Annotated in this window: 14 protein-coding genes and 1 pseudogene; 8 read left to right on the top strand and 7 right to left on the bottom strand. The window is 65.5% G+C overall.

Annotated features, from left to right (window positions below; genetic code table 11):
- The first annotated feature begins 203 nt into the window (after nt 1-203).
- The 6 genes and pseudogenes from QFZ47_RS02640 to QFZ47_RS02615 form a co-directional block, all read left to right on the top strand.
- Complete coding sequence (locus tag QFZ47_RS02640) at nt 204-3,092, top strand: type VI secretion system Vgr family protein (RefSeq protein ID WP_307654144.1); 2,889 nt, start codon at nt 204-206, stop codon at nt 3,090-3,092.
- A 62-nt stretch (nt 3,093-3,154) separates the two neighbouring features.
- Entirely contained in the window at nt 3,155-7,990 is a 4,836-nt protein-coding gene (locus QFZ47_RS02635; RefSeq protein ID WP_307654143.1) for an RHS repeat-associated core domain-containing protein, read from the top strand.
- On the top strand, nt 7,987-8,385 hold the full coding sequence (locus tag QFZ47_RS02630; RefSeq protein WP_307654142.1) for a hypothetical protein: 399 nt from the start codon (nt 7,987-7,989) through the stop codon (nt 8,383-8,385). The genes QFZ47_RS02635 and QFZ47_RS02630 overlap by 4 nt, the downstream gene beginning before the upstream one ends.
- A 91-nt stretch (nt 8,386-8,476) precedes the next feature.
- On the top strand, nt 8,477-8,692 hold the full coding sequence (locus QFZ47_RS02625) for a hypothetical protein (protein ID WP_307654141.1): 216 nt from the start codon (nt 8,477-8,479) through the stop codon (nt 8,690-8,692).
- Nucleotides 8,693-8,859: 167 nt separating this feature from the next.
- Entirely contained in the window at nt 8,860-9,270 is a 411-nt protein-coding gene (locus tag QFZ47_RS02620; protein WP_307654140.1) for a hypothetical protein, read from the top strand.
- Nucleotides 9,271-9,320: 50 nt separating this feature from the next.
- A pseudogene (locus tag QFZ47_RS02615) lies at nt 9,321-9,707 on the top strand (RHS domain-containing protein); the annotation flags it as partial.
- Between the two features lie 54 nt (nt 9,708-9,761).
- On the opposite strand, the gene QFZ47_RS02610 reads toward QFZ47_RS02615, so the two are convergent.
- The 6 genes from QFZ47_RS02610 to QFZ47_RS02585 form a co-directional block, all read right to left on the bottom strand.
- Entirely contained in the window at nt 9,762-10,049 is a 288-nt protein-coding gene (locus tag QFZ47_RS02610) for a copper-binding protein (protein WP_307654139.1), read from the bottom strand.
- Between the two features lie 30 nt (nt 10,050-10,079).
- Complete coding sequence (locus QFZ47_RS02605; RefSeq protein WP_307654138.1) at nt 10,080-10,583, bottom strand: cupredoxin domain-containing protein; 504 nt, start codon at nt 10,581-10,583, stop codon at nt 10,080-10,082.
- 54 nt (nt 10,584-10,637) lie between these two features.
- Entirely contained in the window at nt 10,638-12,053 is a 1,416-nt protein-coding gene (locus tag QFZ47_RS02600) for a multicopper oxidase family protein (protein WP_307654137.1), read from the bottom strand.
- Nucleotides 12,054-12,088: 35 nt separating this feature from the next.
- Nucleotides 12,089-13,513: a TolC family protein gene (locus QFZ47_RS02595; RefSeq protein WP_307654136.1), complete on the bottom strand. Its 1,425-nt coding sequence runs from the start codon at nt 13,511-13,513 to the stop codon at nt 12,089-12,091.
- Entirely contained in the window at nt 13,510-13,800 is a 291-nt protein-coding gene (locus QFZ47_RS02590; protein WP_307654135.1) for a hypothetical protein, read from the bottom strand. Before QFZ47_RS02590 ends, QFZ47_RS02595 begins: the two co-directional genes overlap by 4 nt.
- A 179-nt stretch (nt 13,801-13,979) precedes the next feature.
- The gene (locus tag QFZ47_RS02585; RefSeq protein WP_307654134.1) at nt 13,980-14,420 is read right to left on the bottom strand and encodes a hypothetical protein; all 441 of its coding nucleotides are present in this window, start codon (nt 14,418-14,420) and stop codon (nt 13,980-13,982) included.
- Between the two features lie 269 nt (nt 14,421-14,689).
- Here QFZ47_RS02585 and QFZ47_RS02580 point away from each other — a divergent pair, with 269 nt between their 5' ends.
- Nucleotides 14,690-16,228: a sensor domain-containing diguanylate cyclase gene (locus QFZ47_RS02580; protein ID WP_307654367.1), complete on the top strand. Its 1,539-nt coding sequence runs from the start codon at nt 14,690-14,692 to the stop codon at nt 16,226-16,228.
- 10 nt (nt 16,229-16,238) lie between these two features.
- Here QFZ47_RS02580 and QFZ47_RS02575 read toward each other — a convergent pair whose 3' ends face one another.
- Nucleotides 16,239-16,502: a substrate-binding domain-containing protein gene (locus tag QFZ47_RS02575; protein WP_307654366.1), complete on the bottom strand. Its 264-nt coding sequence runs from the start codon at nt 16,500-16,502 to the stop codon at nt 16,239-16,241.
- 96 nt (nt 16,503-16,598) lie between these two features.
- Here QFZ47_RS02575 and QFZ47_RS02570 point away from each other — a divergent pair, with 96 nt between their 5' ends.
- Nucleotides 16,599-17,771 (top strand): mandelate racemase/muconate lactonizing enzyme family protein, encoded by a 1,173-nt coding sequence (locus tag QFZ47_RS02570; protein WP_307654133.1) that lies wholly within the window; start codon nt 16,599-16,601, stop codon nt 17,769-17,771.
- The last annotated feature ends 174 nt before the right edge of the window (nt 17,772-17,945 follow it).

The following is a 17,945-nucleotide window of genomic DNA, read 5'->3' as shown; positions in this document are numbered from 1 at the left end:
TTTCGTTAACTGCAATCAAATAGCCCCGATCCGTGTCGAATTACCAAGGAATGAACATAGGGCCTCTTGCATAATCCAGCTGTTTTGATGCGTCCTGTCACACACATTGCATCCAGACAGTTGATTGGCTAGTTTCTTCTTCAGAAGAAGAAAAAAGATCAGGGAGGTCACATGGACACCACGTTCCTGCAAGGTGGCGGCTCGTGAAGCGCCGCGTCACCATCCAGACGCCGCTGGGCGAGGCACTGCAATTCCACCGGCTGGTCGGGCGCGAGGCGCTCAGCCAGGCCTATGCCTTCGACCTGGACCTGCTGGGCAGCAGCAATGCCATCGACGCGAAGGCCCTGCTCGGCAAGCCGGCCACCGTCGTGATGGAGACCGAGAGCGGCGCCCCGCGCTACCTGGCCGGCCTCGTCACCCGCTTCGGCCTTGCGCAGGAAGACGACCGCCAGGCCTTCTACAAGATGCGGCTGCGTCCCTGGCTCTGGCTGGCCACCCGCCGCAGCGACTTCCGCATCTTCCAGGACCAGACCGTGCCCGAGATCGTTTCGGCCGTGCTGGGCCGCTACGGCCACCCGATGGAGCAGAAGCTCAGCCGCAGCTACCGCCCCTGGACCTACTGCGTGCAGTACCACGAGAGCGATTTCGACTTCATCTCGCGCCTGTGCGAACACGAAGGCATCTACTTCCACTTCCGCCACGAAGCCGAGCAGCACGTGCTGGTCTTCGCGGACGACATCGCGAGCTCGCACGCCCCGCTGCCCGGCGGCGAGACCGTGCGCTACCACCCGCACGAGAAGGCCGGCATGACCGGCGGGCTGGAGGCCAGCGAGCGCATCTACGAATGGGCACAGGCCGAGGAGATCCGCCCCGGCCACCACTTTCGCAACCACTACGACTTCGAGAAGCCCCAGGCCGACCTGGCCAGCCGGCGCCAGATGCCGCCGGGCCACGCGCACGACGCCTTCGAGCAGTACGAATGGCCGGGCGACTACCTGCAGCACGACGACGGCGAAACCTATGCGCGCATCCGCACCGAGGAACAGCTGAGCCAGCGCAACCGGGTCAGCGGCCGTTCCAACTTGCGCGCATTGGCGCCGGGCCACACTTTCCGCCTGCGGGACCACCCGCGCGAGGACCAGAACCGCCAGCACCTGCTGCTGGCGGTCGACTACGAACTGCAGGAGAACCTGCAGGCCAGCGAAGGTGTGAATGCCTCCGAAGGCTCGGTGCAGCGCTTCGCCTTCGAGGCGCAGCCCACGAGCTACGCCTGGCGCCCGCGGCGCAGCACGTCCAGGCCGCGCACCCGCGGCCCGCAGACCGCCGTGGTGGTCGGCCCGGCCGGCGAGGAGATCTGGACCGACCGCTACGGCCGCATCAAGGTCCAGTTCCACTGGGACCGCTTGGGACAGCGCAACGAGAACGCCAGCTGCTGGCTGCGCGTGTCCACGGCCTGGGCCGGCGCCACCTTCGGCGCAGCCGCCTTGCCGCGCATCGGGCAGGAGGTGATCGTCGATTTCCTCAATGGGGATCCGGACCACCCGATCGTCACCGGCCGGGTCCATAACGCCGACGAGATGCCCGCCTGGGCCCTGCCCAGCCAGAAGCAGCTCACGGGCCTGCGCAGCCGCGAACTGGGCGGCGGGCGCAGCAACCACCTGGCGTTGGACGACTCCGCGGGCAAGGTGCAGGCCCAGCTCAAGAGCGACCACCAGAGCACCAGCCTGAGCCTGGGGCACATCGGGCGCATCGAGGACACGGCCGGGCGCAAGGACGACCGCGGCCAGGGCTTCGAGCTGCGCACCGACGGGCACGGCGCGGTGCGCGCCGCCCGCGGCCTGCTGCTGAGCACCGAGGCGCGCCCCAATGCGCAAGGCCACATCACTGACATGCGCGAGACGCTCGCGCGGCTCACGCAGGGGCGCGACCTGCACGAGAGCCTGGCGCAGGTGGCGCAGCAGGCCAGGGCGCACGAGGCGGGCGACCAGGACGAGGTGGCCCGGGCGCTGAAGGCGCAGAACGACGCGATCAGGGGGCAAGGCGGCCCCGCGGGCCAGGGCGGGTTCCCGGAGTTCCAGGAGCCGCACCTGACGCTGGCAAGCCCCGCGGGCATCCAGGCCACCACGGCCGCAAGCACCCACCTCGTGAGCGTGGCGCACACGGCCATCAGCAGCGGCGCGCACACCAGCGTGGCCACCGGCAACAGCTTCCTGGTGAGCGCCAAGGATGCGGTGCGCATGGTGGCCTTCAACAACGGCATCCGCATGGCGGCGGCGGCGGCCGACATCGACATCACGGCGCTCAGGGACAGCATCAATGTGCTGGCCAAGCTGGACATCAAGTTGGAGGCCAACCGGATCACGATCACGGCCAAGGAAGAGGTGCTCATCAACGGCGGCTCCAGCTACACGCGCTGGACGGCGGGCGGCATCGAGAGCGGCACCAACGGCCTGTGGCGCGCGCATGCGGCTTCGCATTCGATGGTGGGGCCCAGGAGCGACGGGCAGCCGCGGCTGCCGCAGCCGCCCCAGCTACCCAGGGGCCAGCTCGACCTCTACCACCAGTACGTCAAGGCAGACGGCGCCACGCGGCAAGGCGTGCGGCAAGGCGACTACACGGTGGTGGACTCCGACGGCGGCACGCACACCGGCAAGCTCGACAGCAATGGGTTTGCATCGGTGTCGGGACTTCCCATCGGGCAGGCGAAAGTGACCTTCGGCCAGGACCCGAGCGATCCGTGGGACAAGGGCAGCTATTTCGGCCAGCCCGATCGCTGGCCCGACAAGCCCGCGACCACTGCGGGCGTCGACGCGGCAGGCAGCAGTGGTGCAGCCGGCTTGCTTGGCGGTGCGGGTGGTGGTGTTGCCGGCATTGCCGGCGGCGCCCTGGGGCTGGCCAGCGGCCTCGCGGGACAGCTCGGCCAGGCGGCAGGCCTCGTCCAGCAGGCCGTCGGCACAGCACAGGCCATCGAGCAAGGTGGTGCCAAGGCGCTGCTCGGACAGGCCACTCAGACCGCCGCCGGCATGGTGCCCCGGCTGCTGCCTGGCGCGTCGGCCCGAATGCCGGGCCAGACACCGGGCTTCGCGGGCTGACGGCCGCAGCCGACGCCGCATCCATCAACAACAAGCAAGCATCCAGTCCAGGGGTAACAACAATGGCAGGCGACACGCCGCAACAGAATCGACCGGCGCAAGAGGAACAGGAACGCGAGCCCCAGGTGGCGGTGGCTCCGCTGAACGCCATCGCGCAGGAAGACATCGGCACGGGCGCGGCCAAGCTGGACGCTTGGCTGCAAAGCATCAGCGACGGCTGGATCACACTGGAGCGCCTGTCAACCGTGGCTGGCAGCATCCCGGTGGTCGGCAACATCATGGCGCTTGCCGACGCGATCATGGACGTAGTGCGCATGATCCAGAAGAATTCCTGGAACCAGTTCCTGGAGTGGGTGTCGCTGGTCATCAACGTGATCGGCGTCATCCCCTTTCCGCCGACCATGGCGGCAGCGCGCATGAGCCTGCGGCCCATGCTGGCCCTCATCAGGCAGAACGCCGGCCGCGTGGTCAAGGACCAGGCCGGCCGCGCCTTCGCCAATGCCGGCGAGGCCATGGTCACCGTCGCCGTCGGCCACCTGAACGACACCATTGCCGGAGAGATCGACAAGTTCGTCGACGAGGCCATGGCGCTCCTCGACAGCATGCTGAAGGACTGCGCCAACATGATCGACGCGGTCGTGGACGCCTTGCTCGACATCATGCAGCGTGGGCTCGGAGAAAAGCCCCTGCTCACGGTCACGCCGCCGATGGAGAGGAAGACCTACGACCCCCATACCCAGACCACCATGGGCAGCCTGCTGAGCACGCTGAGTTCCTTAGGCACCTCGGCCAGCAATACCGCCAAGAGCGGAATCAATCGCGTCAGCAAGGCGGCCTCCGGCCTCATTCCGGCGTGGGCAATGGCCAAGGTCAAGGAGACCATGGGCGCCCTGCTCGACATCAAGCAAGTCGCACGCGGCAAGCTGCAGGCAATGGCCAGCGAAGCCGAGCGCAACAGCATCAAGTCGCTCCTCAAGATGCTGAAGACCGCCTTGCTCAAGCGCAAGAACCGCCGAAACGGCATCGTGAACGCCTCCGAGGGCGCGCGGGTGGACAGCAAGAAGCCGGGCGGCGAAGTCGGCTTGGCCACCGCACAAGCCGGTCCCGGCGGCGATCCCGGCTGCAAGAACTGCCCCGCCCGTTCGAGCGCGGGCGGCGCGATCAGCCTGGCCATGGGCTGCGAAAGCTTCACGCACACCGATTTCGTGCTGGCCGCGCCCCTGCCCATCACATGGGCGCGCACCTACCGCAGCAACCTGGACGCCTTCGACCAAGGCAGCCTCGGCGCACGCTGGCTCGCGCCCTACAGCACCCGCGTGGACATCGCCACCCCCGCCCAGGGCCCTCGGCAGGGCCAGCCGAGCCTTGTCTACCACGGCGTCGATGGCCGCAGCCACGCCTACCCCCTGCTCGCCGCGGGACAGCGCCACCGCGATCCCATCGAGGAAGTCACCCTCACCCGCCTGAGCCCGAGCCTGCTGACGCTGGACTTCGGCAAACCGATGCCCGCCGGAGCGTCCAGCGATTGGCGCGAGACCTACGAGCTCGTCGACACCGCCGCCGCCAAGGTCCGCACCCAAGGCAAGCAGCACTTCCGCCTGGTGGCGCAGCACACCAGCAACGGCTTTGCCATCGGCCTGCGCTACGACCACGTGATTGCCGCCACCGGCGAGCAGGTGCTCAGCGACATCATCAGCAAGCAGGGCGACGCCACGCTCGCCCATGTCGGTATCCGCCCCCATGCCCACAGCGGGCTCATCGAAAGCCTGTGGGAAATCAAGGACGGCCAGCCCGTGCGCCAGCTCGCCACCTACGTTCACGACGCCGAAGGCGACCTTGTCTCGGCACAGGACGAGAACGGCGCGCGTTGGAGCTACGGCTACAGCCACCACCTCCTGACCCGCTACACCGACCGCACCGGGCGCGGCATGAACCTCGAATACGACGGCACCAGCGCAGACGCCAAGGCCGTGCGCGAGTGGAGCGACGATGGCAGCTTCGCGCTCAAGCTGGAGTGGGACAAGAACATCCGCCTGACCTACGTCACCGACGCCCTCGGCCACGAGACCTGGTACTACTACGACATCCTGGGCTACACCTACCGGATCATCCATCCCGACCAGTTGGAGGAATGGTTCTTCCGCGACAGCGCCAAGAACATCACGCGCCACATCCACACCGACGGCACCACCGACGACTACGTCTACGACGCCAACGGCAACCTCAAGACCCACACCCGCGCCGACGGCAGCAGCGTGCACTACGCCTACGACGCGCGCCACCGCATCATCGGCATCCTCAATGCCGAAGGCGGCGCCTGGAAGCGCGACTACGACGCGAGCGGCAACCTCACCGAAGAGATCGACCCACTCGGCCACAAGACCGAATACGCCTACGACAGCGCCGGGCGCCCCGTGCGCATCACCGACGCCAAGGGCGGCATCAAGACCCTCACCTACACCCCCGACGGCCAGCTGGCCAGCCACACCGACTGCTCGGGCAAGACCACCCAGTGGGCCTACGACGATCGAGGCCGCCTGGCCAAGGCCACCGATGCGCTGGGCCAGGCCACCCGGTACCGCTACACCGAAGCCGGCGAATCCGCGCTGGCCGCGATGCCCGGCCAAGCCAACCACCCGGGCCAACTCGAGGAGATCGTCCACCCCGACAACACCAGCGAGTATTTCGTGCACGACGCCGAAGGCCGCCTGCTCGCGCACACCGACGCGCTGGGCCGCCGCACCAGCTACGGCTACACCCGCGCCGGCCTCGTGGCCCAGCGCACCGACGCGGCCGGCCGCACGCTCAAGTACCACTGGGACCTGCTGGGCCGCCTGCGCGAACTGCACAACGAGAACGGCAGCCGCTACGACTTCCGCTACGACCCGGTCGGCAAGCTGCTCGAGGAAACCGGCTTCGACCGCAAGACCACCCAGTACCGCTACGACGAAGCCAGCGGCGTGCTGGCCGAGGTCATCGAAGCCGGCCACAGCACCGAACTCGCGTTCGACCTCCTGGGCCGCCTGAGCGAGCGCCAGGCCGGCGACCAGGCCGAGCGCTTCGCCTACGACCGCAACGGCCGCCTGGTCGAGGCCACCAATGCCGAGGCCCGGCTCCAGTGGTTCTACGACCGCGCCGGCAACCTCGTGCGCGAGCACCAGCACTACCTGGACCATGGCCACACGGCGGTCTGGCAGCATGGCTACGACGAGCTCAACCAGCGCATCGCCAGCGTCCGCCCCGACGGCCACATCACCCAATGGCTCACCTACGGTTCCGGCCACGTGCACGGCCTGCTCGTCGACGGCCAGGACATCCTGGGCTTCGAGCGCGACGACCTGCACCGCGAGATCGGCCGCGACCAGGGCAACGGCCTGCACCAGGGCTCGCGCTACGACCCGGCCGGCCGGCTGCTGGAGCAGCAGATCTCCCAGACCCAACCTGGCGCTATCGAGGCTGTCGGCATCCGCCGCAGCTATGCCTACGACAAGGCCGGCCAGCTGGTGGCCATCGGCGACAGCCGCCGCGGCAATCTGAGCTACCGCTACGACCCCGTGGGGCGCCTGCTGGAAGCGCACAGCCGACTGGGCCGCGAAACCTTCGCCTTCGATCCGGCGGGCAACATCGGCAACCCGTCAGACGACACCGATGCGAACGCGCAGGCCGCCGGCCGCGTCACCACCCGCGTCGCGGCGCGCCTGGGCGGCGATGGCCGCAGCATGGCCGGCCGGCTGATGGACAACCTGCTCAAGGACTATGCGGGGACCCACTACACATGGGACGCGCGGGGCAACCTGATCGAGCGCAGCCGCAACGGAGAAAAGACCACCTTCACCTGGGACGGCTTCAACCGCATGCGCAGCGCCGAGACCTTCGGTGAGACCACAAGCTTCAGCTACGACGCGCTGGGCCGGCGCATCGCCAAGCGAAGCTCACGCGCGACGACCTTGTTCGGCTGGAACGGCGACACGCTGGCCTTCGAGAGCACGCAGAGCTCCGAGGGCCAGCAGGAGAAGCAGACTTGGCGCGGCGACAGCGTGCACTACATCCACGAGCCCGGCTCCTTCGTGCCGCTGGTGCAGATCCGCCAGGCGCAGGCCGTGGCATTGAGCCAGACCACGGATGTGAAGGCGCTGATCGCGGCCAATGGCGGGCGCTACGACATCGAGCAGGATCCGCTGTGGAACGGGGAGCAGCTCAAGACGCCAACTCCCTTCGCAAAGGAAGAGATCGCGTTCTACCAGTGCGACCACCTGGGCACGCCGCAGGAGCTGACGGACCATGAAGGACGCATCGCCTGGTCGGCCAGCTACAAGGCCTGGGGGAAAGCGAAGCAGGCGATCAGCGAGGCGGGGCGCAAGGCCGGGTTCAGGAATCCGATTCGGTTCCAGGGGCAGTACTTTGACGACGAGACGGGGCTGCACTACAACCGCTATCGCTACTACGACCCGGTGAGTGGGCGATTTATATCCAATGATCCGATTGGATTGCTTGGCGGGATCCACCTTCAGCGATACGCTCCAAATCCCACTGAATGGATTGATCCACTTGGATTAAATCGCACAAGCGGCGCAGGTCGAAAACCGGAGTCATCAAAGCCCAATCAAAACCCCAAATGCTCCGAATGCAGAAAACCGTGGGAAGTAAATCGCTACGATAGACTTTGCGACGGTCATGTCCCCGGCGTTGGCAGAGTGAAATATTTCTACGATCCCAAAACCCGGCAGTGGTGGTCACCGGATCAAACAGGGCATGGCGGAAGTGCCTGGAAAGTTTACAACAGCGATGGTTCTTGGAGAGCCGATGCGGACCGGTATGGCGACTTTATGAGCAAACATAAGAGTGAAACCGGAAAGAACGTTGATCTCAAAAATATGAAATGCAAGGATGTTCAATGATTGAATCCGCAGAAGAATTCTCAAGACTTAGATTAAGCTCCATAAAAGAAGAATATGACCGTGCCGCTCACGAAGAGGCATCAGTTGAGGTTTGGATTGATGTAATAGAAAATTATCCAGAACTCAGGCAATGGGTTGCACATAACAAAACTGTTCCTCTTGCGATACTCAAATATCTAGTCGAAAACCATCCTGAAGCAAATTTATTTGTGGCCGATAAAAGGAAGCTGTCTCCAGAGTTGTTTGATATATTGTCTAAAGATGAAAATTATCTTGTTCGGGAAAGAATTGCAATTAATGCAAAAACTCCCATCCACATACTAGAGAATCTTTCAAAAGATTCTATAGAGGACGTAGCGCAAGCAGCGCGCTACAATTTAAAAAACAAAAAATAATTCCGAGAATTCACAAATTTGCATACAAGCATTCCACTGAAACAATTTTAAAGCATGTTGATACGCTCGAGAGCACGCGCTGGAGACTAGCATGTCGACTATGGGTGTGGACAAAATTAGAGAGCAAATTACTCAACGCCGAGGCAATGAATTACTGCAGAAGCTTGAAGGATTAGAAGCCGGAGCCTTGGTCAAATCCAGCAACTATGATCTATCGTGGCATACGACAAAAACAAAAGAAAATCGTGCGTTCGAATCAAAACCCACACTACTCTTTCCAATAGATATTTCTCTCGAAATAATATGAAAAAAATTTGACCATCTTCAAGATGCATCCGGATGCTATTTTTGAAGTGCAAGAATTGGAATATGAAATCAAGCTATTTGTAATCGCCAAATCTATTTAGATCTTATACATCCCGAGTACAAGTACTTCTTCAACATCGTTTCAACTATCGCCAGTCAGGGACTTCAATGCGACCACTTACATTGCCACTGCTGCTTCTCGCTGCCAACATCAGCTTTGCCGCGGAAACCACCCCCAAAGAAGTCAATTTAGGAAAATTGCACCAAAGCTACGTCAAAGCAGGTTATTCGACCATGGATTTGCCAGAATTCAATAAGAGGATTGCATTTTCCGGGGTAGTGATCGGAGGACCGAGCAGAGGCTTCAAAAGAGGCCCGGATAGCGCGAACGGCGGTGCTTTGCTCAAAGCGGGCGTTGCAGGTTCGGAAAACGAACTGGTTCGTATGGTTGCACGCGATGCCACCAATGAAGCCCAAATGGGAGCGCTGACAGCCGGGACTGCATTCCGAGCCACATGCACCGTTGCATTTGCCTCGGGCACGGGCTATATCCCGTTGCAAGATTGCGTTTTTCGCTAAGCGAAGCGTTCAAGCCTGTTGTAGGCCTATATCGCCACGTAGCGCACCTCAGCTACGGCGCGCTGGGCCGGCGCATCGCCAAGCGAAGCTCACACGCGACGACCTTGTTCGGCTGGGACGGCGACACGCTGGCCTTCGAGAGCACGCAGAGTTCCGAGGCGCGTCAGGAGCTACAGGCCTGGCGCGGCGACAGCGTGCACTATATCCACGAGCCCGGCTCATTCGTGCCGCTGGTGCAGATCCGCCAGGCGCAGGCCGTGGCATTGAGCCAGACCACGGATGTGAAGGCGCTGATCGCGGCCAATGGCGGGCGCTACGACATCGAGCAGGATCCGCTGTGGAACGGGGAGCAGCTCAAGACGCCAACTCCCTTCGCAAAGGAAGAGATCGCGTTCTACCAGTGCGACCACCTGGGCACGCCGCAGGAGCTGACGGACCCCTGCGTCCGAAGAACCCGACGGCCGCCAAGCGTCGGCAAATGGCCTGCCCTCTCAGCGCACAGGCTCGATGTGCGTCACGACGATCTTCCCATCCATCTTCTCCGCATCAAAGCGCACCTTGTCCCCCGCCTGGAACTTCTCCAGCACGGCTTCGTCGCTCACCCCAAAGACCATGGTCATGCCGGGCATGTCCAGGCTCTTGAGCGGGCCGTGCTTGATCGTGAGTTTCTTGTTGTCCTTGTCCACCTTGCGGATCTCGCCATCGGCAAGTTCCGCGGCGGAGACCGTGAAGGCCAATGCGGCCAGCGCCGCCATGAGTGAAATGCGAATCTTCGACATGCTGAGGTTTCTCCTGGAGGTTGGGGTTTCTTACTTGGCGGCAGCGGTCTTGGCCACGGTCACGGCGCCCTTCATGCCGGCGTCGTAGTGGCCCGGCTGCAGGCATGCGAAGTCGACCTTGCCGGCCTTGGTGAACTGCCACACGATCTCGCCGCTCTTGCCGGCGGCCAGGGTCACCATGTTGGGATCGGCGTGTTCCATCTCGGGGTTCTTCTTCATGGCTTCGTAGTGCTCCTTGAGTTCCTTCTCGGTGCCGAGCACGAGTTCGTGTTTCAGCTGGCCGGAGTTCTTGACGACGAAGCGCACGGTCTCGCCCTGCTTCACCTTGATGTCGGCGGGCGTGAAGCGCATGCCGTCGGTCATGTCGACATTGATCGTTCGCGTGGCCTTGGCGGCCTCGCCGGGTTGGCCGATCGCGGCTTCGGCATCGCCGTGGCCATGCCCGCCGGCGTGATTGCCGGCGGCAAAGGCGCCTGCGGCCGCGAAGGCGGCAAGCACGGCGAAGGCGGTGCTGTGGAGGGTGTTGTGCTTCATGGGTGGTTTCCTTCTGAAAGTTGGAGGTGGGAAGAAAGAGGGATGGATGAAAAATCAGTGGCCGGAGTGGCCGCTGCCGGGCTTGCGGATCTGCACTTCGATATTCTTCGCGGGCATGTTCCGCGCGGGCATCGCGGCCGCGCCGGCATCGCGCTGGCGCGAGGTTTCCGGTGGCGGGCCGTCGAGCTCGTAGGCCACGGTGCCCTTGGGGTGCTTGAACCAGCCGGGGTTGCTGTAGTCGCCGGGCTTCTGGTTCCTGCGCACCTTCACCACGCTGAACATGCCGCCCATCTCGACCGAGCCGAAAGGCCCCTCGCCCGTCATCATTCGCGCGGTGTTGTCGGGAATGGGCATTTCCATCTCGCCCATGTCGGCCATGCCGCGCTCGCCCATCACCATGTAGTCGGGCACCAGGTTCATGATCTGCCTGGCCACGTCCTTGTGGTCCAGGCCGATCAGTGTGGGCACGTCGTGGCCCATCGCGTTCATGGTGTGGTGGCTCTTGTGGCAGTGAAAGGCCCAGTCGCCCTCCTCGTCGGCCAGGAACTCGATCTGGCGCATCTGGCCGACGGCCACGTCGGTGGTCACCTCGTACTGGCGCGCGCTCCTGGGGGTGGGCCCGCCATCGGTGCCGGTGACGAGAAACTCGTGCCCGTGCAGGTGCATCGGGTGGTTGGTCATCGTGAGGTTGCCGATGCGGATGCGCACCTTGTCGTTGAGCCGCACGTTGAGCGAATCGATGCCGGGAAAGATCCGGCTGTTCCAGGACCACAGGTTGAAGTCCAGCATGGTCATGATCTTGGGCGTGGCGCTGCCGGGCTCGACGTCGTAGGCGTTGAGCAGGAACACGAAGTCGCGGTCGACCTTGTCGATCAGCGGATGCTCGGCCTTGGGGTGCGTCACCCAGAAGCCCATCATGCCCATGGCCATCTGCGTCATCTCGTCCGCATGCGGGTGGTACATGAAGGTGCCGGGGCGGCGCGCGACAAACTCGTAGACGAAGGTCTTGCCCGGGCGGATCGGCGGCTGCGTGAGGCCGGTGACGCCGTCCATGCCGTTGGGCAGGCGCTGGCCGTGCCAGTGCACGCTGGTGTGCTCGGGCAGCTTGTTGGTCACGAAGATACGCACGCGGTCGCCTTCCACCACCTCGATGGTCGGGCCGGGCGACTGGCCGTTGTAGCCCCACAGGTTGGCCTTGAAGCCGGGCGCCATCTCGCGCACCACGGGCTCGGCCACCAGGTGGAATTCCTTCACGCCGTTGTTCATGCGCCAGGGCAGCGTCCAGCCGTTGAGCGTGACCACGGGGTTGTAGGGCCGCCCGCCGGATGGCATGAGCGGCGGCATGGTGTTGGGCGTGGTCTGGGTCACGGGCTCGGGCAGCGCGGCCATGGCCACCTTGCTCACACTCGCGGCCGCGAGGGCGCCGGTGATGGCACCGGCGCCGCCGAGGAAATTGCGTCTGTTTGTCATGTCGTTCGAATCGTTGGTGAGCGCATGTGGCGCATTCAATGAGCGGCGCCGGCGGAGGCGGCATCGCCACCCGCACTGCTGGCCGAAGCGCTCATGGCCGTGGGCTTTCCGATCACGGAGGCCGCCAGCGCGGCATCGGCCAGCCAGAACTGCTGCTGAGCGTTGATGGCGTTGCTCACGCTCGTGATCTGGTCGCGCGCCTCGGCCAGCAGCTCGAACACGCCGATCAGCATGCCGTTGTAGCGAAGCACGTTCTCGTCGGCCATGGCTTGTCGCAGCGGCACGATCTCGTCGCGGTAGTGCCGCGCGATGTCGTAGGCGGTGCGGTAGGCCGAATAGCCTTCGCGCAACTGCGAGGAAGCACCGCGCACAGTGGCGTCGTAGCGGTTGGCCGCGGCGAGCGACTGCGCGTTCAATGCATCGCGCTGTGCCGAGCCCCAGTCGAACAGCGGCAGCCGGATGTCGAGCTCGAAACCGCGCCGCGTGCTCCGGGTGCCTTCGGCGTTGTCGAACACGGTGTCGCGCCGTCCGCCCACTTCCACGTCGACGAAGGTCGACAGCAGGTTGATGCCCTGCGACTTGCCCGCCACGTCGAGCTGCGCACGCGCAAGCTGCACGTCGAGGCGCTGCTCGGTCGCGGTGGCGGCCACTTCCTTGGGCTCGCGCGGCGCCTTTGGCAGATCGGGCAGCCGGTCGGGCAAGGCCAGCCGGGCGGCCTGCGCATCGTCGAGCCCCAGGGCGCGGACCAGCTCCTCGCGTGCAGCGGTGGCAGCGTGCTGCGCCGAGGCGAGTTGCGTGGTCGCGTCGGCATAGAAGACCTGCTGGCGCGCGCGCTGCAGCTTGCTGAAGTTGCCGATCTGCTGCATGCGGCGCGCGAGTTCCGCGCTGGCCTGCGCCGAGCGGTTGACCTGCTCGGCGTACTGCAGCAACTGTTGCGCGGCGACGGCGCGAACCCAGGCCTGCCGCACCTGGGTGACCTGGTCGACCACGGCGCCGGTGAGCTGCACCTTGGCCTGGCTCGACTGGCTGCGCGAAATCGACAGGCGCTGCGGCAGCAGGATGAGGTCCACGAGGCCGAAGGACAGCAGCCGCCCGATCTCGAGTTCGCTGTTCAGGCGCATGCGCTCGAAGGTGAAGACCGGGTTGGGCAGCCGGCTCGACTGATTGGCCGCGGCAAGGTCGCCCCAGCTCTGCGCGACCAGGGCCTGGACCGCCGGGCTGTTGGCCAGCGCGAGCTGCACCGCGTCGCTTTGCGACAGCGGCCTGGACAGCAGCTCCTGCGTCAGCGCCGAACGGCGGTCACGCTGTTCCTGCGTGCGGCTGAGCTCGAGCTTGCCGCCGGTGAACTGCCGGGCCTGGGTGTTGGTGTCCTGCAGCGCGTCGTCGACGCCGACCGAGGCGCAGCCCGCCAGGAAGGCGGCCGCTGCAGCGGCGGCCGTGAGGCGCAAGGCGCGCTTCATGGCTTCTGCTCCTTTTTTGCGGGAGGCATCGGCATCGTGTGCCCCTGGTGCGCGGCCGGTGCATCGGCCGCGCCGCCACTCGCCGCCTCCTCGGCATAGGCCTTCCAGCCGCCCCGCTGGTGGACGGTCTCGTTGGCCTCTTTCCACGGGATCGGCTTGTCGTCGGTGAAGGGCCGGTAGCCCTCGAGCGCGGACTTGTAGCTCAGGCCGGTGGGCGCGCGGGTGTCGGCCTTGTCAGCCGGGGGGGCGGGCACCGGCTGGGCCGCCGCGGCGGCGAGCGCTGCCAAGGCCGGAAGGACAGCCAGCCAACGGGCCGGCAATGAATGGAACATGGAATCCTCGCGTGTTCATGAACGGAATGCGTCAAGGCGGCCCCGAGGGCGCATGGCGCAGGCGATGCACGTGCGTTCGCTGCTGCACTGCGGCCGCGGCCCATGACCGGGCCGCGCGCAGGCGCACGAACGCTTCAGGCGCGAGGAGGTTTGTCGAGAAGGCGCGGCGCGACCGAGGCCACCGTGCTGGCGGGCTCGATCAGGTCGGCGCGGGGAAGGCCCTGGAACACGATCAGTTCCAGCGTGCTGGTGAGCGCCGTGGCGTGGCACGCGCCGCAGGTGCCGCACTTGTGCATTCCATCGGGCGACGCGTGGGTGTCGGCGCCGGCGCTGTGGGCGCTGGCGGACGGCCCGGCGTCCTGCGCGGCGGCTTCGTGATGGTGATGACTTGCGTGCCCATCGCCGTGCGCCTCTTGCGCATGCCGATGCGCTTCGGCCGGCGCGGCGGTTGCCGCAACCGCCGAGGCAGCACCGTCATGGCCCGGTCCGCAAAAGACCATGGCTGCCGCCGCGTACGCCTGGAAGGGCACGGCAAACATCGCGATCCAAAGGACGAAGAGGCGAACCCGGTGCATGCGCAGATTGTAGATAGAGCGGCGATGCCTGTCCGTATTCGACGGGCATACATGCCACTCTAGCCATCCACCCCGACGGTTTCCCGTCGGCCGGATTACAGCGCCGTCATCTTGGGACGCCGCCGTGCCGTGCCGTAGTGCGAACAGCACCAGCCCTGTCGGATGCGCGCTGGCTGTCGCATTCGGATACAGTGGGACGCATTCGCCTTCGGCGAGGCGCTCCAATCACCACCCCCCGCCGCCATGCTTCATTGCTCCGAAAGTGCGTAGTGCTTCGCGGACCCTCCATCACCGCCCGGACCATGGCTTTTGTGGCCATCGTCTGCTTCAGTCTGCTGGCGATTGACGGCTGGAACAGCTGGGAGTCGCGTTCCGACCAGCTTCGGCAGATGAGCGTGGCGGCATCGAACCTCGCGCGCGCCATGGCGCAGCAGGCGGACGACACCATCAAGAAGGCCGATACCGTCCTGGTCGGCATGGTCGAGCGGGTGGAGCACGACGGCACCGGCCCGGACGCTGTCGCGCGGCTTCGCAGCGTGCTCGCCAGGCGGATTGCCGAACTCCCGCAGCTCGATGGCCTGCACGTCTACGACGAAGAGGGAAACTGGGTTGCAAACTCCCGCACGACGCAGCCGGAAAACCTGAACAACGCGACCCGGGAGTACTTCGTCTTTCACCGCACGCACGAGGAGCGCGGCCCTCACATCGGCATTCCTGTGAAGAGCCGCACCAGCGGCAGGTTGCTTGTCCCGGTTTCACGGCGCATCAATCATGCGGACGGCAGCTTCGCCGGCGTGGCGCTCGCGACGATCCACATCGACTTCTTCATGAAGTTCTACGACAGCCTCGATATCGGCGAGGCCGGCGCTGTTGCATTGGTGCTCGAAAACGGAACCATGATGACCCGCCGGCCCTACGGCCCCGCCATGGTGGGCCGGAACATGCTGGAAACCGAACTCTTCCGCTCCTACGTTGCGCAGGGGCCAGTCGGAACGGTCTACATCAAGTCGGCGCAAGACGGCCTGATGCGGCTGAACAGCTTCCGGCGCCTCGACAACTATCCGCTGTTCGTTGCCGCGGCCCTGTCCAAGGACGAGATCCTGGTCAACTGGTGGCGCGAAACGCTCTGGCATTCCGGTGGCGTCCTTCTGCTGACCCTGATCGTCGCTTTCATCGGCTGGCGCCTGGTGAGGCAGTTCCAGCTCCAGACCCGGACCGAGGCCGAGCTGCGCCAGACGCGCGATGCGCTGGAAACGCTGAACAAGACCCTCAACACGCTCGCCATGGAAGACGGCCTGACCGGGCTGGCGAACCGCCGGCAGTTCGACGTGACGCTGGACAGCGAATACAGCCGCGCGGCGCGCACTGCGAGCACCCTGGCCTTGATCATGATGGATGTGGATTGCTTCAAGCAATACAACGACATCTATGGCCATGCGGCAGACGACGAGTGCCTGCAGACCATCGGCTGCACGATCGCCCGCCTCGCGTCCCGGCGTCCGGGGGACCTTGCGGCCCGCTATGGCGGGGAGGAACTGGCGGTACTGCTGCCGAACACCGATGTGGCCGGGGCCATGATTCTGGCGGAACGCATCCGCAGCGCCGTGCGGGACCTGCAGATCGAACATGCCGGCAGCGCCGACGGATTCGTGACACTGAGCGCCGGCGTGGATGCGCTCAGCCCCGCGGCCGGGAAGCCAGGCCAGCCCAAGGAACTGATCCGGGCCGCGGACAAGGCGCTGTACGCGGCGAAGAGCAGCGGCCGCAACCGCGTGTGCGCATCGACGGTGCAGCCGGTGGCGGTGTGATCCAGGCCCTTCAGTCGGCCTTGCGGCTCTCGGCCGGCCGGGGCCGCGACGTCGATTCGCGCACCACCAGCGACACATCGACGTCATGGTGCAGCGCGGCCGCCCGGCCCGACAGCGACCGGACCAGGTATTCCCCCGCACGCGTCCAGACCTCGTCGGTGGGCACATGCATGGTCGTGAGGCTCGGGCGCAGGTGCCGGCTCCACTCGAGATCGTCGAAGCCCATCACCGACAGGTCGTTGGGCACATTGAGTCCGCGGCGCTCGGCCTCCAGCAGCGACCGAGACGTACGGCTTGTCCGAAGGCGAACTCTGCGCGGCTTATTCCTGAGTTCGTGCGCAGGGCGAACTTGCGCCTGAGAATCGACGCCATGACATCCATCGCAACATCGGACCCTGCGTCCCCCACCACGGTCGAGCGCTTCGACGTGTTCGTATTCCGTGCACCGGCCGACCCGCCAGTGCAGACCTCGTTCGGCATCATGCGCGACCGCCCCGCGGTGCTGGTGCGTCTGACCGATGCCGACGGTACCGAGGGCTGGGGCGAGATCTGGTGCAACTTTCCGACCGTGGGCGCGGAGCACCGCGCCCGCATGGCGCTGGCCTACTGCAAGCCCTGCGTCGTGGGGCGCGCCTGGTCGCATCCGCGCGAGTGCTTCGACGAGCTCACGCGCCGCTTCGCGGTGCTGGCGCTGCAGACCGGCGAGCACGGCACGCTGAACCAGATCGTGGCGGGCGTCGACACGGCGATGTGGGACCTGTACGCGCGCCGCCAGGGCAAGCCGCTCTGGCAGGTGCTCGGCGGTGCCGAGGCGCAGCCGGTGCAGGTCTATGCCTCGGGTCTCAACCCCACCGGGCCCGAACAGCTCGCGCTGCAGAAGCGCAGCGAAGGCTACCGCGCGTTCAAGCTCAAGGTCGGCTTCGGAGCCGAGCGCGACCTGGCCAACCTGCGCGCCCTGCGCGATGCGCTCGGTGCAGAAGCCGCCCTGATGGTCGACGCCAACCAGGCCTGGAACTTCGACGAAGCACGCCAGGCCGGCGTGCGCATGGCGGATTTCAACCTGCTGTGGCTCGAGGAGCCGCTGCGCGCCGATCAGCCCGCGCAGCGCTGGAAGGAACTGGCCGCGTGCCAGCCGCTGACGCTGGCCGGCGGAGAGAACCTTGCAAGCTTCGCGCAGTACCGCGACTTCATCGCGACCGAAGGCATGGCGATCATCCAGCCCGACCTCGGCAAATGGGGCGGCTTCAGCGGCTGCCTCGAGGTGGCGAAGCAGACGATCGCGGCAGGCAAGTGGTACTGCCCGCATTGGCTGGGCGGCGGTATCGGCCTGGCCGCGTCGATGCACCTGAAGACCGCCGTGGGCGGGCCGGGCTACGTGGAGGTCGATGCCAATCCGAACCCGCTGCGCGAGCTGCTCGCGGTGCCGAACTTCGCGGTGAATGACGGCTGGGTGCAGTTGTCGCATGCACCGGGGCTGGGCGTGGTGCCGGACCTGGCGGCGTGCAAGGACTTCGTGGTCGAGCTGCCGCTGGTCGGCGTCTAGGGCCTGTTAACGCTATTTCTGGGGTCGCGAAGGCCAGCCGCAGCGGGCCAGTCAAGGCGCGCGACGCCGCGTGTGCATGCGTACACGCAAGGAGCGCAACGCCGAGTGGCCCGCTGCGGCTGGCCTTCCCTTCGGGTTGCCCGGCCAAGGGGCCGTCTGCGGCGTTGCCCGCGC

The sequence above is a fragment of the Variovorax paradoxus genome (assembly GCF_030815975.1).
Lineage (GTDB): Bacteria > Pseudomonadota > Gammaproteobacteria > Burkholderiales > Burkholderiaceae_C > Variovorax > Variovorax paradoxus_N.
The sequence above is the reverse complement of the archived record's forward strand: the minus strand, read 5'-3'. Positions and strand labels throughout refer to the sequence as shown.